Origin of the sequence: Rhodococcus sp. NBC_00297 (assembly GCF_036173065.1) — a bacterium.
Lineage (GTDB): Bacteria > Actinomycetota > Actinomycetes > Mycobacteriales > Mycobacteriaceae > Rhodococcoides.
Genome location: NZ_CP108041.1, coordinates 40315 through 57046 on the forward strand (window position 1 = coordinate 40315; position 16732 = coordinate 57046).

Below are 16732 nucleotides of genomic sequence, written 5' to 3' on the forward strand. Positions count from 1 at the left end.
TGCACCTCGCCACCACCACGGGAGATCACGTGACCGCCGAACCCCGCTCGACCTCCGGACTCCGTACCTTCGTCGACCGCCACATCGGGCCCGACGCGGAGCAGACCGCGCGACTCCTCGACGTCATCGGTGTGGCGAGCCTGGACGATCTCGCTGCCGCCGCGGTTCCCGCCGACATCCTCGACGCGGCCGTCGACGGCATCGCGGACGGTCTGGACGCGCTGCCCGCGCCGGTCTCCGAGCACGAGGCACTCGCCGAACTGGCCGCGCTGGCCGCGAGCAACACCGTCGCGACGTCCATGATCGGCCAGGGTTACAGCGCCACGCTCACCCCGCCCGTCCTGGTGCGCAACATCCTCGAGAACCCGGCCTGGTACACCGCGTACACGCCGTACCAGCCCGAGATCAGCCAGGGCCGACTCGAGGCACTGCTCAACTTCCAGACCATGGTGTCCGACCTGACGGGTATGGACATCGCCAACTCCTCGATGCTCGACGAGGGCACCGCCGCGGCGGAGGCCATGACGCTGCTGCGCCGAGCCGGCAAGTCGAAGTCGGCCCGCCTGGTCCTCGACACCGACCTGTTCCCGCAGACCCGCGCCGTCATCGCGACGCGCGCGGAGCCGCTCGGCATCGAGCTCGTCGACGCAGACCTCGCGGCGGGCCTGCCCGAGGGCGAGTTCTTCGGTGTCGTGTCGCAGACGCCGGGAGCATCGGGCCGCATCGTCGACCTCACGTCGGTGATCGCCGAGGCGCACGATCGGGGCGCCCTCGTGGCCGTCGGCGCGGACCTCCTCGCCGCCACTCTCGTCACCTCGCCCGGCGAGCAGGGGGCCGACGCGTGCTTCGGCACGTCGCAGCGGTTCGGCGTCCCGATGGGCTTCGGTGGACCCCATGCGGGATACCTGGCCGTGCGCACCTCCCACGCTCGTCAGTTGCCGGGCCGACTCGTCGGCGTCTCCGTCGACGCCGACGGATCGCCCGCCTACCGCCTGGCTCTGCAGACACGTGAGCAGCACATCCGCCGCGAGAAGGCGACGTCCAACATCTGCACCGCGCAGGTGCTCCTCGCCGTCGTCGCCGCGATGTACGCGAGCTACCACGGTGCCGACGGGCTCACCGCCATCGCGCGGCGCGTCGCCGGCCACGCGGCCTCGCTGGGTGCCGCGCTGCGCGCCGGTGGCGTCACCGTGGTGCACGAGAACTACTTCGACACCGTCCTCGCCCGCGTACCCGGCCGCGCGGCCGAGGTGGTCGCCGCCGCGAAGACGACCGCCGCGATCAACCTCCGCCTCGTCGACGACGACCACGTCGGCATCTCCTGCGACGAGGCCACGATCGACGCTCATGTGGAGGCCGTGCTGCAGGCCTTCGGTGTCGAGCCGGTCTCCGACTCCGCGCCGATCGCCGTTCCCGACGCCCTCTCCCGTACGTCGGAGTTCCTGACGCACCCGGCGTTCACGCGGTACCGCACCGAGACCGCCATGCTCCGGTACCTCCGCGCGCTGTCCGACAAGGACATCGCCCTCGACCGCAGCATGATCCCGTTGGGCTCGTGCACCATGAAGCTCAACGCCACCGCGGAGATGGAGCCCATCACGTGGCCGGGCTTCAACGCCCTGCACCCCTTCGCACCCGCAGACGATGCTCCCGGCATGGCGCGCATCATCAGCGACCTCGAGGAGTGGCTCGTCGCGGTCACCGGCTACGACGCGGTGTCCCTGCAGCCGAACGCGGGCAGCCAGGGCGAGTACGCAGGCCTGCTGGCGATCCGCAACTATCACCGCAGCCGCGGGGACGACGCACGCACCATCTGCCTCATCCCGTCCAGCGCCCACGGCACCAACGCGGCGTCCGCAGTGATGGCCGGGATGAAGGTCGTGGTGGTGGCGTGCCGCACCAACGGTGACGTGGACGTCGACGACCTGCGCGCCAAGGTGGCCGAGCACGCCGAGTCGCTGGCCGCCATCATGATCACCTACCCCTCGACGCACGGCGTCTACGAACACGAGATCGGCGACATCTGCGCCGCGGTGCACGACGCGGGTGGCCAGGTGTACGTCGACGGCGCGAACCTCAACGCTCTGGTCGGCGTGGCGCGCCCCGGTCGCTTCGGCGGCGACGTCAGCCACCTGAACCTGCACAAGACGTTCTGCATCCCGCACGGCGGCGGCGGCCCCGGCGTCGGTCCGATCGGCGTCCGCTCCCACCTCGCGCAGTTCCTGCCCGGACACCCGTTCGTGGAGGGTCTCGGTGAGACCGGTGCGATCTCGGCCGCACCGTACGGTTCGGCGTCGATCCTGCCGATCACGTGGGCCTACATCCGCATGATGGGCGCCGCCGGTCTACGGCGCGCGACCCTCACCGCGATCGCGTCGGCGAACTACATCGCCCGCCGACTCGACGAGTACTTCCCGGTGCTCTACACCGGCGATCGCTCGATGGTCGCGCACGAGTGCATCCTCGATCTGCGGCCCATCACCAAGCGGACCGGGGTGACGGTCGACGATGTCGCGAAGCGGTTGGCGGACTACGGTTTCCACGCACCGACGATGAGCTTCCCGGTGTCGGGCACCCTCATGATCGAGCCGACCGAGAGCGAGAATCTCGACGAGATCGACGCCTTCGTCGACGCCATGATCGCCATCCGCGCGGAGATCGAACGAGTGGCGTCGGGGGAGTGGACCGTGGACGACAACCCGCTCCGGGGCGCGCCGCACACGGCGCACTGCCTCGTCACGGACTGGACGCACCCGTACTCGCGCGAGGAGGCCGTCTACCCGGCCGGCACCTCGCGCGCCAAGGTGTGGCCGTCGGTGCGGCGGATCGACGGCGCACACGGCGATCGCAACCTCGTGTGCTCCTGCCCGCCGATCGAGGCCTTCGCCTGACCTACTGACACTGACGCGATGTGATCAGCGCGCCGTCCGGAGCTCCAGCAGAGAGATCTCGGGCGGCGCGCCGATGCGTACCGGGGGACCCCAGGCGCCGGCGCCGCGGGTGGTGTACAGCGTGGTGTCGCCGATGGTGTCGAGGCCCTGGACCGAGGGCTGTTGCAGCGGTACGAGATACACGATCGGCCAGATCTGTCCGCCGTGAGTGTGGCCGGAGACCTGCATGTCCACACCGAGATCGGACGCCTGCGTCGCCTGCTTGGGCTGGTGCGCCGAGAGCAGCTGGAAACGGGCCGGGTCGGTGCCCTCGAGGGCTGCCGCCAGATCCGGCTCGTACGGTTCCGGCGCCGTGAGGTCCTCGATGCCGACCAGATCGATCGTGTCGACGCCGCGGGTGAGCGGGACCGTCTCGTTGCGCAGGACCCGCAGTCCCAGCGAGTCGTACAGGTCGAGCCACGCGCCGCCGTCGCCCGCGTAGAACTCGTGGTTGCCGCTGGTGACCACGACACCCAGCGGCGCCGACAGTTCGCTCAGCGGAGCCAGTGCCGGGCCCACGAGGTCGACGGTTCCGTCGACGAGGTCCCCGGCGATGATGACGAGATCCGGCTTCTCGGCCATGAGGGTGTCGACGACCCCCTGCACGAACGCCTCGCCGCGCGCCGGGCCGACGTGCAGGTCGGACACCAGTCCCACCCGCACACCGTCGAACGACGCGGGCAGTGCTGCGAGTTCGACTGTCGTCCGGGTCACCTTCGGGGTGGCGGCCGCGTCGACTCCGTACGCGACGGCCACCACGGTGCCGAGGACGAGAACGGCGGTGGCGGGACGCACGAAGGTGCGCCGTGCGGACACCCCGTCGCGGTGGGCGACACGCGCTCCGATCCGCACCACCAGGGCGCCCACGGCGATCAGCAGGGAACCGAGGCAGAGGTACAGGAGTGCGGCGAGCCAGGTCAGACCCGGGTACGCGACGTAGCGGGCCCACGAGGGATCCAGTACCTCACCGCTGCCGATCCCGACCACCGCGGCGGCCCAGAACGCCACGAGAACGGCATCTGCGGCGAGGCGCGCGGCGCCGGTGAGTCCGGTGGCCACCACCAGACGGCGGTGCAGGACGAACGTCACGATCGCCAGGAGCACGGCGAACGTCAGCATGCGAATCACGGGGAAGCCCTTCGGCATTCGGTGGAGATCGTCACCGGTCGGAGGACAATCGGTCGAGCGTGGCGGTGAGTGTGGGGTCGGAGGAGGACACCTCGACGAGGTCGCCTCCGGTCTGGCCCGCGAGGCTGCGCAGCGTCGCGATGTCCGAGTTCTGGGTCAGCGACACCACGTCGATGCGGACCGGACGAGCAGGGTCCGACGCGGCCGCGATCGACTGGAGGAAGGACGCGGCGGAGATCGAGGTGTCGTCGTTCGGGCCGTCGGTGACGAGAAGAACCGAGTTGGTCCCGTCGCCCGACCAGTTCTGCACCGCCGATTCGTAGGCCGCCTGCACGGAGGCGTAGGTCGAGGTGGCGGTGGCGGGAGACAGACCGGCGAAAGAGCTGTCCAGTGCGGCGCGAGACTCGGAGTTCGCCTCCGTGAGCGGTACCTCCACCCGGTACGGCCGTGATCCGTCCAGTGCCCGGCTGTACGTCCACAGGCCGATCCGGCTGGTGTCGGGAACCGCGCCGATCACCTGACGTAGGGCGGACGTCACGTTGGTCAGGCGCGTGGCGGACCCGTCGATCGACTCCATCGATCCCGACACGTCGAGCAGGACGGTGGTGCTCGACGGGCGGGTGGGTGACGCGAGGGTGTCGAGCACCGCCGTGCGCGCCGCCGGCTCGGGCGATGCGGCGGGCTGACCGATCGCCGGGAACGTCAGTCCCGCCACCGACGGAGGTGTCGCCTCGGTGGCTCCGTCGGCGGTGGGAACGCGGAATCCCTGTCGCAGGAACGCCTGCTGCTGATCGGCTCCGCGGGCGAACTCCGCGAACGCGGCCGCAGCCGCGCGTCCGGTCGCATCACCGTCCGAGAGCACCACTGCAGGATGGTCGGCACTCGGCGTCGAACCGGCCGGGCGGAAGGCGGCCAGCTGCTGGCCCTCCGTGATCCGGTTGTACAACTGCTGTTCGGTGACCGGGACGGCGTGGACCGGGGCGGCCGCGGGGTCGCCGCCCTGCACCATCGCATCGAGAGCGGCCGCAGCATCGGCGGGCGGTGTGGGAGACGCGTCCGTCGCCGCGCGGGAGAGCGCGGAGACCGCCGACACGACGGGCGCGGACGCAGCCTGATCGGCGGTCAGCGACGCGGTGGAGGCGGTGGGATCGACGACCGCCGCAGCCACCGACACCAGAGCCGCGGTGGTGGTCGACCCCGCCGGCAGTGCCGGTCGCAGGGATCCCCAGCCCACGGCGCCGATGGCGTCGAGCGACCCGGGGGTGGCGGCGAGACGAGGCAGGTCGGCCCACCCCACGGCCGCCGCTCCCAGGGTGTCGGCGAGCGTCGGCGCGACGCCGAGGACGACGGGACTGGTGGCGAGAGACCGGGGGGTGCTGTCGACCCGCCGCGCGTCGATCAGCGGCGCCGCATCCGCCGAAGTCGCCGGGATCCACAGCGACGGACGAGGACCGGCCGCCGCGTCGGACGGATCGGCCGCGAGGGCCGCTGCCGCGACGTCCGACGCCGTCTCGGTCACCGTCGTGGTGACGCAGTGATCGCGCACCACCGGCGCCGTGGCGTCCCACGCCGCGGCGACCGTACGCACGGCGTCGGCGATGTCGGGATCGGCCGTGACGGCCAGCACGGCGTCACCCTCCACACAGGCCTTCGCGGCCTGCTCACCCTCGTCGGTGATGCGATCGCGCAGGGCGAACCAGCCCAGGACGGCCGCGACGAGCAGCACGAGAACGACGACGACCACGACGGGTCCGCGGCTCACACCGCGACGACCACCCGACGTGGACGCGGTGCGACGATGCTCTCCCACCCTCGGGACCCGTCCTCTCTCGTGCTGCTCCCGGCCTCCCCGTCAGGATGCCTGGTTCGCTGCCTTGTACTCGCGACGGCGCGCGTGGAGGATCGGCTCCGTGTACCCGTTCGGCTGCCGGGTTCCCTCGAGGATGAGGTCCTTGGCGGCGTTGAAGGCGATGTTGGAATCCGAGTTCTCGGCGAGCGGTCGGTAGGTCGGGTCGCCGGCGTTCTGCCGATCGACCACCGGCGCCATGCGCGTCAGCGAGGCGACGACGTCCTGCTCGGTCACGATGCCGTGACGGACCCAGTTGGCCAGCAACTGGCTCGAGATGCGCAGCGTCGCACGGTCCTCCATGAGCGCGACGTCCTCGATGTCCGGAACCTTGGAGCAGCCGACGCCGTGGTCGATCCACCGGACGACGTATCCCAGGATCGACTGGCAGTTGTTGTCGAGCTCACGCTGCTTGTCCTCGTCGCTCCAGGAGGTGTCGGCGGCCAGTGGGATCTCGAGGATGTCGTCGACCGTGGCGCGGCGAGCCTTCGCGATCTCCTCCTGGCGGGCGAAGACGTCGACCTGGTGGTAATGGGTGGCGTGCAGCGTGGCCGCGGTGGGCGACGGGACCCACGCGGTGTTCGCACCCGCGCGCGGGTGACCGATCTTCTGCTCGAGCATGTCGTGCATGAGATCGGGCATCGCCCACATTCCCTTGCCGATCTGCGCCTTGCCCTCGAGGCCCGCCGCGAGACCGGTGTCGACGTTCCAGTCCTCGTAGGCGGCGATCCACTTCTGCTTCTTCATCTCGGCCTTGCGCACGACGGCTCCGGCCTCCATGGAGGTGTGGATCTCGTCGCCGGTCCGGTCGAGGAAGCCGGTGTTGATGAACACGACGCGTTCCTTCGCCGCGAGGATGCAGGCCGCGAGGTTGACCGTCGTGCGACGCTCCTCGTCCATGATGCCGACCTTGAGGGTGTTGCGGGGGAGGCCCACGACGTCCTCGACCCGCGCGAACAGCTCGTTCGTGAAGGCGACCTCGTCGGGACCGTGCATCTTGGGCTTCACGATGTAGAGCGAGCCGGTGCGGCTGTTGCTCAGCGCGACGTCGTCTCGCAGGCTGTGCTTGCCCGTCAGGGACGTCATGACGGCATCGAGAATGCCTTCGGGGATCTCGTTGCCGTCCTTGTCGAGGATCGCATCGGTGGTCATCAGGTGCCCGACGTTGCGGACGAACAGAAGCGACCGGCCGTGCAGCACGAGTTCGGAGCCGTCCAGAGCGGTGTAGACGCGATCCGGGTTCATGGTGCGGGTGAAAGTCTTCCCGTTCTTCGACACCTCCTCGGCGAGATCGCCGCGCATCAGACCGAGCCAGTTGTGGTAGCCGAGCACCTTGTCGTCGGCGTCCACGGCGGCGACGGAGTCCTCGAAGTCCATGATCGCGGTGACCGCGGACTCGAGCAGCACGTCCTTCACGCCCGCGGCGTCGGTGCTGCCGATGGGACTCTCGGCGTCGATCTGCAGTTCGAAGTGCAAGCCGTTGTGGACGAACAGGATTCCGGTCGGTGCGGACGGCTCACCCGTGTAGCCGAGCAGCGAGTCCGGTGACGCGAGACCGACGGTGTCGCCGGAGGACAGGGTGACCGCCAGGGCGGACCCGTCGACGACGTACGACGTGGCGTCCGCGTGCGAGCCGGACGTCAGCGGCACCGCGTCGTCGAGGAACGTGCGAGCCCACGCGATGACCTTGTCGCCGCGCACCTTGTTGTAGCTGGTGCCCTTCTCCGCGCCGCCGTCCTCGGAGATGGCGTCGGTGCCGTAGAGCGCGTCGTACAGCGAGCCCCACCGGGCGTTGGAGGCGTTGATGGCGAAGCGTGCGTTGAGGACGGGGACGACCAGCTGCGGGCCGGCCGTCGTGGTGATCTCGGTGTCGACGCCCTCGGTCGTGATCGCGAACGCGGCAGGCTCGTCCTGCAGGTACCCGATCTCCTTCAGGAACGCCTTGTACTGCGCGCGGTCGTAGCCGGCTCCGGGGTGCTCGGAGTGCCAGGCGTCGAGCTTGCCCTGGATCTCGTCGCGGGCCTCGAGGAGCGCCCGGTTACGGGGCGCGAGATCCTCGAGGAGGGACTGCACACCCGCCCAGAACGCATCCTGATCCACACCCGTGCCGGGCAGAGCCTGCTTCTCCACGAACTCGTGCAGCACTGCCGCCACCTGCAGATCGCCGACCTTGACGCGTTCCGTCATCACAGCCCCTCACTTGACTCTCGCCTGTCGCGGCGTCGTGCCGCGCTGGATCGCCCCGATGTTACCCAGTGGTAGTGCGGAGCCCACCGGTGGTGGCGCGCGGGACAATCACGAGCAGGAATACCTGCGACCCCCACGGCGTCGTACTCGCCATGACGACATCGACGACTTCCCGCCCCGCCGACGCGAGCGGCACCTTCCTGCTCGGTGGAGACCTCGAGATCACCCGGCTCGGTTACGGCACCATGCAGCTGCCCGGAGAAGGCGTCTGGGGGCCGCCGCGTGACCGCGACGAGGCGATCCGCGTGCTGCGGCGATCGGTGGAGCTGGGCGTGACCTTCTTCGACACCGCAGACAGCTACGGCCCGGAGGTGGCCGAGGACCTGCTCGCCGAGGCGCTGCGTCCCTACGCCGACGACATCGTGATCGCGACCAAGGCCGGGCTCACCCGGCAAGGCCCCGGGCAGTGGACCCCGGTCGGTCGTCCCGCATACCTCCGCCAGCAAGCCGAGTTGTCGCTGCGCCGTCTCGGTGTGGACCGCATCGACCTGTTCCAGCTGCACCGCATCGACCCGGACGTCGCGCTCGAAGATCAGGTCGGCGAACTGAAGGCGCTGCAGGACGAGGGCAAGATCCGGCACATCGGCCTCAGCCAGGTGTCCGTCGAGGAGGTGACACAAGCACAGAGGATCGCTCCGATCGTGTCCGTCCAGAACCTCTTCAACCTCACGGACCGCTCCTCCGAGGAGCTCCTCGACTGGTCGACCGAGCAGAACATCGGCTTCATTCCGTGGTTCCCGCTCGCCACCGGAAAGCTCACCGGCGAGGGCAGCCCGCTGACGGAGCTGGCCCAGCGGCACGGCGTCTCCGCGTCACAGCTCGCCCTCGCGTGGCTGTTGCGTCGATCCCCGGTGATGCTGCCGATTCCCGGAACGTCGTCGGTGTCCCACCTCGAGGACAACGTCGCCGCCGCGAGCATCGAGCTCAGCGACGAGGAGTTCGCCGAACTCTCGGCCGTGGGCGTCTGACCCGAACCGTCAGCGCAGATCGGCGAGCAGGCCGCCGATCGCGACTCGCAGAGCGGCGCCTCGTTCCGCGATCGCCGACTGGGCGCGCACGTACTCGGCGCGCCCGGTCGGGGTCTCGACACGCACGGGAGAGTAGCCGTACGCCGTGAGATCGTACGGGCTCGCCCGCATGTCCAGTTCACGCGCCGTCATCGACAGCGCGAAGCAGTCGAGCAGCAGTTCGGACGGCAGCAGCGGTCCGAGCTTCGCCACCCACTTGTACAGATCCATCGACGCGTGCAGGCAGCCCGGCTGTTCCGTCAGGAGCCGGTGCTCCGGCGTCAGCTCGAGCGCGTTCCGCGGGACCGCGTCCGGGGTGAAGAAACGGAACGCGTCGTAGTGGGTGCAGCGCAACGGCATCGACTCCACCACCGCGTCGGTGCCGTCGTGACCGAGGCGCAGCGGCACGTCGTGACGCAGAGCCTCGTCCCCGCCGCGGTAGACCATCGCCCACTCGTGCAGACCGAAGCAGCCCAGCTGCGCGGGGCGGGTGGCCGTCCGGCCGATCAGGGTGCTCACGAACTCGATCGCGGACGACCGCCGGTCGAGGAACTCGGACGACACCGTGACGCCGGGTCGCCCGCCCACGGCGACGTCCACGTACCCGGAGCGTCCGCGGTAGTCCTCGATGCCCGCCCCGGTCAGTACCGAGCCGTGACCGGGGTGCCACCGGCGCAGATGGCCCGGCTTGAGGCTGTAGTAGGTGAAGAGGAAGTCGAGCACCGGATGCGGCTCGCCGACCGCGCGCCGCTCCAGATAGGCACCGATCATCTCGTCCACCCGCTCGCCGTGAGCGTGCCGCCGAGGATGCCACGCGTCCGGTCCGAGAACGACGAGATCGGTGTCCGACACGACGGACGTCACGTCGCGTCGGGCCCGGGGACGACGTCCTCCACGAGGTGGGTGCCGTCACGCACCGTGCCGACGAACTCCTCGACGAGGTCCTCGAGAGCGACGATGCCGATGGTGCCCTTGCCCGTCTCCACCACGGCGCCGAGGTGACTGCGTCGGCGGCGGAGACCGGCCAACGCCTCGTCGAGAGGGGTGCGCGCGTCGATGATCGGCAGAAGGCGGACGTCCGAGCGCGGGATGATCGTCCCCGAGTCGGCCAGCGGGTCCGCCATCAGATCGAGGACGTCCTTGATGTGGAGATACCCGATCATGCCGTCGGTCTCGTCGCGGACCGGGTACCGCGAGAAACCGGTCTCGCGGACCGCCTCCTCGATCGCACCCAGCGTGGGTCCCTTGGGTCCGCAGACCACCGTGCGGGCCTTGTCCAGCGGGATGAGGACCTCCCGCACGGTGCGACCCGACGTCTCGAGAGCCTGCGTCAGCCGGCGGTGCTCCTCCTCGTCGATGAGTCCCTCCGAGCGGGACTCGCCGATCATGTCGGAGAGCTGGTCCGCCGACACCGACGAGTCCAGCTCGTCCTTCGGCTCGACGCGCAACAACCGCAGTGTGCCGTTGGCGCACAGGTTGTAGAACGAGATCAGCGGCTTCGCGACGCGCAACCACCACAGATGAACGGGCACCAGCAACATCGCCGTCGCTTCCGGTCCGGCGATCGCGATGTTCTTCGGCACCATCTCGCCGATGAGGATGTGCAGGATCACCACGATGCCCAGGGCGAGGGCGAACCCGATGGGGTGCAGCAGGGAGTCGGGTACGCCGAGCAGCTCGAACGGACGCTCGATCAGGTGGGCCACGGCGGGTTCCGCCACGCGCCCGAGCAGGATCGAGCAGATGGTGATGCCGAGCTGCGCGGCCGCGAGCATCATCGACAGGTTCTGACCGGCCTCGATGACCGTCTGAGCCCGTTTCTTGCCCTGCACCACCAGACTCTCGAGGCGGTCGCGGCGTGCCGAGATCAGAGAGAACTCCGCACCGACGAAGAAGGCGTTGAGGAGCAGGAGGACGACCGCGAGGCCGACGGCGAGAAGGTCACCCATCGAGGGCCTCCCGGTCGTGCTCGCGGACGGTCTCGGCGCGCAGCCGGGTGATCTCGTCCTCCGCGGCCGGGCGAACGAGGATCCGGTCGATCCGGCGCCCGTCCATCGCGTCCACGCGCGCGACCCAGCCGCCCTCGTCGGACTCGAGGTCTCCGCTCGGGGGCGGCAGGATGACCTGGTCGCCGGCGTCGGGGATGCGTTCGAACTGCGTCAACACCAGGCCACCGAGGGTGTCGTACTCGCCCTCGGGTGCCGCGTACCCGGTGAACTCGGTGACCTCGTCGATGCGCAGGAGTCCGGAGCAGAGCCACCCGTCGGCGACGCGTTGGACGTCGACCTCGCGGGTGTCGTGCTCGTCGCGGACGTCGCCGACGATCTCCTCGATGAGGTCCTCCATGGTGACGATGCCCGCGGTGCCGCCGTACTCGTCGACCACGATGGCGACCTGCATGCCGTCGGCGCGCACCCGTTCCATGACGGTGTCGCCGTCCAGGCTCGAGGGGACGTTGGGAACACGCTGCGCGAGGGAGCTGACCGTCGTTCCGGCGCGGCGCTCGGCGGGCACGGTGAACGCGTGCTTGATGTGGACGACGCCCACGGTGTCGTCGAGGTCGCCGTTGACGACGGGGAACCGGGAGAACCCGGTGCGGGCCGCGGTGTCGATGAGGTCGGCGACCGTGTCGTCCGCGGCGAGGGTCTCGATCTTCACGCGGGGGGTCATCAACTCCTCCGCCGTGCGCTCGCCGAACTGCAGCGAGCGGTCGACGAGGAGAGCGGTGCGCTGGTCGATGGAGCCGTGTTCCGCGGAGGAGCGCACCAGCGACCCGAGTTCCTGGGGCGAACGCGCCGAACGCAGTTCCTCCGCGGGCTCGACGCCGAGGCGGCGGACCACCCAGTTCGCGGAACCGTTGAGACCGTTGATGGCCCAGCGGAAGACGAGGGAGAACCCTGCCTGCAGGCCGGCCGTCGCCCGCGCCACCTTCATCGGATTGGAGATGGCCATGTTCTTGGGCACCAGCTCGCCGAACACCATCGACGCCGAGGTGGCGATGACGAGCGCCAGCACCAGTGACACGGCGCCGGCGAGCGAGTCGGACGCACCGAGCGCCGTGGCGGCGGGGGTGATGAACCGCGCCAGCACCGGCTCGGCGATGTAGCCGGTGATCAGCGTGGTGATGGTGATGCCGAGCTGCGCACCGGAGAGCTGGAACGACAGCGTCCTGTGCGCGTGCTGGACCTGGCGGGAGCGCATGTCACCGTCGCGGGCCGCCGCGTCGACGGTGCTGCGTTCGAGTGCGGTGAGGGAGAACTCCGCGGCGACGAAGATCGCCGTTCCCGCCGTCAGCGCGACGAAGCCCACGAGGGACAGGATCGGAACGAGAACGGTCACGATGGACACACCTCGCTGCGACTCGAGGTGGTCGTCGGGGAAGCGCCGGGTGAGCCCGGCGACCTAGAGGAGCCCTCCGGAGAGGGACCGCCGGACGACTCCCCGTCGGGGGAGGGGCGGTCTCGGGACGGTCGGTCCGGGGACGGAGTGCCGGACCCGGGGGTCGGCGTCGTCGTGGGTGCCTCGGGCACCGGTGTCCTTCCTGTCGTGTGGCGTTCGCGTGGAGGCGACGCCTGCGCCGCAGAATCGGCGCGTGTCACAGCAGTACCCACTCGGGGGCGCCGCTATCGCACACATCGTATCGTCGCCGACCCGGAATCACCGAGTCGGCGGCGTGAGCACGAGTGCGGCCGAGATCACCAGCCGGACGGGAGCGGCCGCCCCTCGGCGAAGCCCGCCGCAGACTGGATGCCGAGCACGGCATCCCGATGCAGCTCCTCGAGCGAGCGCGCACCGGCGTATGTGCAGGTGCTGCGCACACCCGCGCAGATGTGATCGATGAGGTCCTCGACACCGGGCCGCTCCGGATCGAGGCGCATCCGCGAGCTGGAGATGCCTTCCTCGAACAGGCCCTTACGCGCCTGGTCGAACGCGCTGTCCGCCGCGGTGCGTGCGGCCACGGCTCGCTTCGACGCCATGCCGAAGCTTTCCTTGTAGGCCACCCCGGCGGCGTCGACGCGGAGATCTCCGGGCGACTCGTGGGTGCCGGCGAACCAGGACCCGATCATGACGTTGGAGGCACCCGCAGCGACGGCGAGCGCGACATCGCGGGGATGTCGGACCCCGCCGTCGGCCCACACGTGCTTGCCCAGCTCGCGCGCCGCGGCGGCGCACTCCTCGACGGCCGAGAACTGCGGGCGGCCCACGCCGGTCATCATGCGGGTGGTGCACATGGCGCCGGGGCCCACACCGACCTTGACGATGTCCGCGCCGGCCTCGATCAGGTCACGGGTACCCGCTGCGGACACGACGTTGCCGGCGACCAGGGGCACGCCCAGATCGAGCGCCGCGACGACGGCCAGCGCATCGAGCATCTTCTGCTGGTGGCCGTGGGCGGTGTCGAGCACCAGGACGTCGGCCCCGGCCTCGACCAGGGCGGCGGCCTTCGCGCCCACGTCACCATTGATGCCGACGGCGGCGGCGATGCGCAGGCGTCCGTCGGCGTCGGTGGCGGGCCGGTAGATGCCGGCGCGCAGCGCACCGGTGCGGGTGAGCACTCCCGCGAGTGCGCCGTCCGGTCCGGTCAGCACGGCGAGGTTCTCGTGCCGGGCCTCGAGCTGCTCGAAGATCTCGCGGGGACTCGTGTCCACGGAGGCCGTCACGAAGTCCTTGTCCATCACCGTCGAGAGGCGCGCGAAGCGATCGACGTCCGTGCACGCCGCCTCGGAGACGATGCCCACTGCCGTGTCACCGTCCACGACCACGACGACGCCGTGGGCACGCTTGGGCATGAGGGCGAGAGCGTCGGAGACCGAGTCCTCCGCCGTCAACACGACCGGGGTGTCCGCCACCAGGTTCCGGCTCTTGACGAAGGAGACCGTCTCGGCGACGGCCGCGGTCGGCAGGTCCTGCGGGATGACGACGATGCCGCCGCGTCGCGCGACCGTCTCCGCCATCCGGCGGCCGGCCACGGCGGTCATGTTGGCGACGACGATGGGAATGGTGGTCCCGGAGCCGTCGACACTCGCCAGATCGACGTCGAAACGGGACGTGACCGTCGTGTGGTTCGGGACGAGGAACACGTCGTCGTACGTCAGGTCGTAGGGCGGGCGCTGGTCGCGAAGGAAATGCACGGGACGCCAGCTTACGCGACCGACGGATATATCTTGCGGCGGCGACGTCGAGGGTGGGTCAGACAACCGGGACGGCGTCGTCCGCACGCCCCTGCTCCCGCGAGAGAACCACGGTGGTCACGATCATGACGATCACGGCGGAGGCGACGACCACGCCGCGCAGTCCGTCGAGGCGGAGCCGTTCGTCGAGCACCACGATGCCGAGGAACACCGCCGCCAGCGGCTCGCACACGGTCACCGCCGGCAGCGACGCCGCGAGCGGACCGGCCTGGAACGCACGCTGCTGCAGGTAGAAGCCCGAGACTCCCGCGGCGATCAACGCGTACGTCTGCCACGCCGTGAGGGCGCCGAGCAGATCGGACTCCACCAGGTCGGTGACGTACTTGGTGAACGCGACGGCGACACCGAACAGCAGCCCACCGCCGATTCCGAGCAGCAGCGCCGCACGACCGGGCTCGCGCGTGAGCACACCGGCGACGGCGCCGACCAGCGCCACCGCCACCACGGCGGCCAACGGCGGTGCCCACACCGACAGCGGCGCGTCGGCGGTGCCCTCGGTGGGGTCGCCGACCGCGACGAACGCCACCAACGCGACCGTGAGACCCACGGCCGAGATCCAGGTGGCGCGCCGCATCCGCAGACCGGAGTACTTCGCGGCGAGGGGAAGCGCGAACAGCAGCATGCTGACGAGCAACGGCTGCACCACGGACACCGACCCGACGGCCAGGGCGGCCACCTGCACCAGGTAGCCGCCCAGGTCGCCGACCACCCCGGCCCACCACCGCGGGCTGCGCACGAGACCCGAGATCAACGAGTCCCCGTCCGCGACCGCCGACGCCGCCGTCTGCTGAGCGACGGCGGCGCAGGCGAAGAGAAATGCCGCGACGAGCGAGAGCCCGACCGCGAGCACGGACGAACTCACGGCGGAGGTCAGGCCTCGATCTCGGACCGGTCCTCGCTCCACAGGGTGTGGAACTTGCCGTCGGCGTCGATGCGCTCGTAGGTGTGCGCTCCGAAGAAGTCGCGCAGACCCTGCGTCAGCGCGGCGGGCAGACGTTCGGCGCGCAGTCCGTCGTAGTACGACAGGGCGGAGGCGAAGCCGGGCACCGGGATTCCGAGGAGTGTCGCGGTGGACACGACGCGACGCCAGCTGTCGACGGCGTTCTCGACGGCGTCACGGAAGTACGGCGCCAGCAACAGCGCGGGCAGTTCCGGGTTCTCGTCGTAGGCGTCCTTGATGCGGTTCAGGAACCGGGCCCGGATGATGCATCCTCCGCGCCAGATGGTGGCGAGATCGCCGGGGTGCAGATTCCAGTCGTACTCGGCCGAACCGGCGGCGATCTGATCGAAGCCCTGCGAGTAGGCGACGACCTTGGAGGCGTACAGCGCGGAACGGATGTCCTCGGTGAAGGTCTCGATGTCCTCGGGCTTCGCCGAGAGCGTTCCCGACGCCAGACCCTTGGACGCCTCGCGCTGGCCGCGCGCGCCCGAGAGTGCTCGGGCGAACACCGCCTCGGCGATGCCGGTGACGGGGACTCCGAGATCCAGCGCGGACTTGACGGTCCAGCGACCGGTGCCCTTCTGCTCGGCGGCGTCGACGATGACGTCGACCAGCGGCTTCCCGGTCTTCGCGTCCTTGTGGGCGAGCACCTGCGCGGTGATCTCGACGAGGTAGCTCTCGAGGTCGCCCTCGTTCCACTGGCGGAAGACGTCTGCGACCGCGTCCGGATCCATGCCCAGCGCGTCGCGTAGCAGGTTGTAGGCCTCACCGATGAGCTGCATGTCGGCGTACTCGATGCCGTTGTGCACCATCTTCACGAAGTGCCCGGACCCGTCGGGGCCGATGTGGGTGCAGCACGGGGTGCCGTCCACGTGTGCCGAGATCGACTCGAGCAGGGGCCCGACCGACTCGTACGACTTCGCGGGGCCGCCGGGCATGATCGAGGGGCCGTTGAGTGCACCCTCCTCGCCGCCGGAGATGCCGGCGCCGACGAAGAGAAGGCCGCGGTCCTTCAACGAGGACTCGCGGCGGATGGTGTCCGTGTAGAGGGCGTTGCCGCCGTCGATGATGATGTCGCCCTCGTCCATGACGCCGGCGAGTTCCTCGATGACCGCGTCCGTGGGATCGCCGGCCTTGACCATGATGACGACCTTGCGTGGCTTCTCGAGGCTGGCCACGAAGTCCTCGATGCTCTCGGACGCGACGAAGGTGCCGTCACTGCCGTGCGCGTCGAGCAGAGTCTGTGTCTTGGAGTAACTCCGGTTGTGCACCGCGACCACGTGTCCGTGGCGGGCGAAGTTCCGCGCCAGGTTGGACCCCATGACAGCGAGGCCGGTGACACCGATCTGGGCGAGAGGTGAAGAATCCGAGGAAGTCATTCCCCCAGCTTTCCCTGCCCGGCCCCGACGCGAAAGTCGGGGCCGGACAAGGACGGGAGAGCT

General features: G+C 70.0%; 11 protein-coding genes. 2 read left to right on the forward strand and 9 right to left on the reverse strand.

The genetic code is table 11. The features are described 5' to 3' along the window. Positions 1–29: 29 nt before the first annotated feature. The gene (gcvP, locus tag OG947_RS00205; protein ID WP_328812864.1) at positions 30–2891 is read left to right on the forward strand and encodes an aminomethyl-transferring glycine dehydrogenase; all 2862 of its coding nucleotides are present in this window, start codon (positions 30–32) and stop codon (positions 2889–2891) included. A 24-nt stretch (positions 2892–2915) separates the two neighbouring features. Here gcvP and OG947_RS00210 read toward each other — a convergent pair whose 3' ends face one another. Genes OG947_RS00210 through OG947_RS00220 form a run of 3 tightly spaced genes read right to left on the reverse strand, consistent with a single transcriptional unit; the run spans position 2916 to position 8091 of the window. Next, positions 2916–4058, reverse strand: coding sequence for a metallophosphoesterase (locus OG947_RS00210; protein WP_328812865.1), 1143 nt, complete (start codon positions 4056–4058; stop codon positions 2916–2918). Positions 4059–4089: 31 nt separating this feature from the next. Beyond that, positions 4090–5868 (reverse strand): VWA domain-containing protein, encoded by a 1779-nt coding sequence (locus tag OG947_RS00215; RefSeq protein WP_328812866.1) that lies wholly within the window; start codon positions 5866–5868, stop codon positions 4090–4092. 42 nt (positions 5869–5910) lie between these two features. Further along, on the reverse strand, positions 5911–8091 hold the full coding sequence (locus OG947_RS00220) for a malate synthase G (protein ID WP_328812867.1): 2181 nt from the start codon (positions 8089–8091) through the stop codon (positions 5911–5913). 152 nt (positions 8092–8243) lie between these two features. Here OG947_RS00220 and OG947_RS00225 point away from each other — a divergent pair, with 152 nt between their 5' ends. Further along, positions 8244–9119, forward strand: a complete 876-nt coding sequence (locus tag OG947_RS00225; protein ID WP_027505433.1) for an aldo/keto reductase — start codon at positions 8244–8246, stop codon at positions 9117–9119. A gap of 9 nt (positions 9120–9128) precedes the next feature. Here the strand turns inward: OG947_RS00225 and OG947_RS00230 are convergent, their stop codons facing one another. From OG947_RS00230 to gndA, 6 genes are all read right to left on the reverse strand, one after another. Beyond that, positions 9129–10022, reverse strand: coding sequence for a 3-methyladenine DNA glycosylase (locus OG947_RS00230; RefSeq protein WP_442973078.1), 894 nt, complete (start codon positions 10020–10022; stop codon positions 9129–9131). Continuing rightward, positions 10019–11107: a hemolysin family protein gene (locus OG947_RS00235; protein WP_056444450.1), complete on the reverse strand. Its 1089-nt coding sequence runs from the start codon at positions 11105–11107 to the stop codon at positions 10019–10021. The genes OG947_RS00230 and OG947_RS00235 overlap by 4 nt, the downstream gene beginning before the upstream one ends. Further along, positions 11100–12497, reverse strand: a complete 1398-nt coding sequence (locus OG947_RS00240) for a hemolysin family protein (RefSeq protein WP_056445121.1) — start codon at positions 12495–12497, stop codon at positions 11100–11102. The genes OG947_RS00235 and OG947_RS00240 overlap by 8 nt, the downstream gene beginning before the upstream one ends. Positions 12498–12853: 356 nt before the next feature. Beyond that, positions 12854–14290 carry a GuaB1 family IMP dehydrogenase-related protein gene (locus tag OG947_RS00245; protein ID WP_222631279.1) on the reverse strand — a complete coding sequence of 479 codons (1437 nt, stop codon included), beginning with the start codon at positions 14288–14290 and terminating at the stop codon, positions 12854–12856. 58 nt (positions 14291–14348) lie between these two features. Next, positions 14349–15212 carry a DMT family transporter gene (locus OG947_RS00250; RefSeq protein WP_328812868.1) on the reverse strand — a complete coding sequence of 288 codons (864 nt, stop codon included), beginning with the start codon at positions 15210–15212 and terminating at the stop codon, positions 14349–14351. Between the two features lie 8 nt (positions 15213–15220). After that, entirely contained in the window at positions 15221–16669 is a 1449-nt protein-coding gene (gene gndA / locus OG947_RS00255; RefSeq protein ID WP_027505429.1) for an NADP-dependent phosphogluconate dehydrogenase, read from the reverse strand. Between the last annotated feature and the right edge of the window lie 63 nt (positions 16670–16732).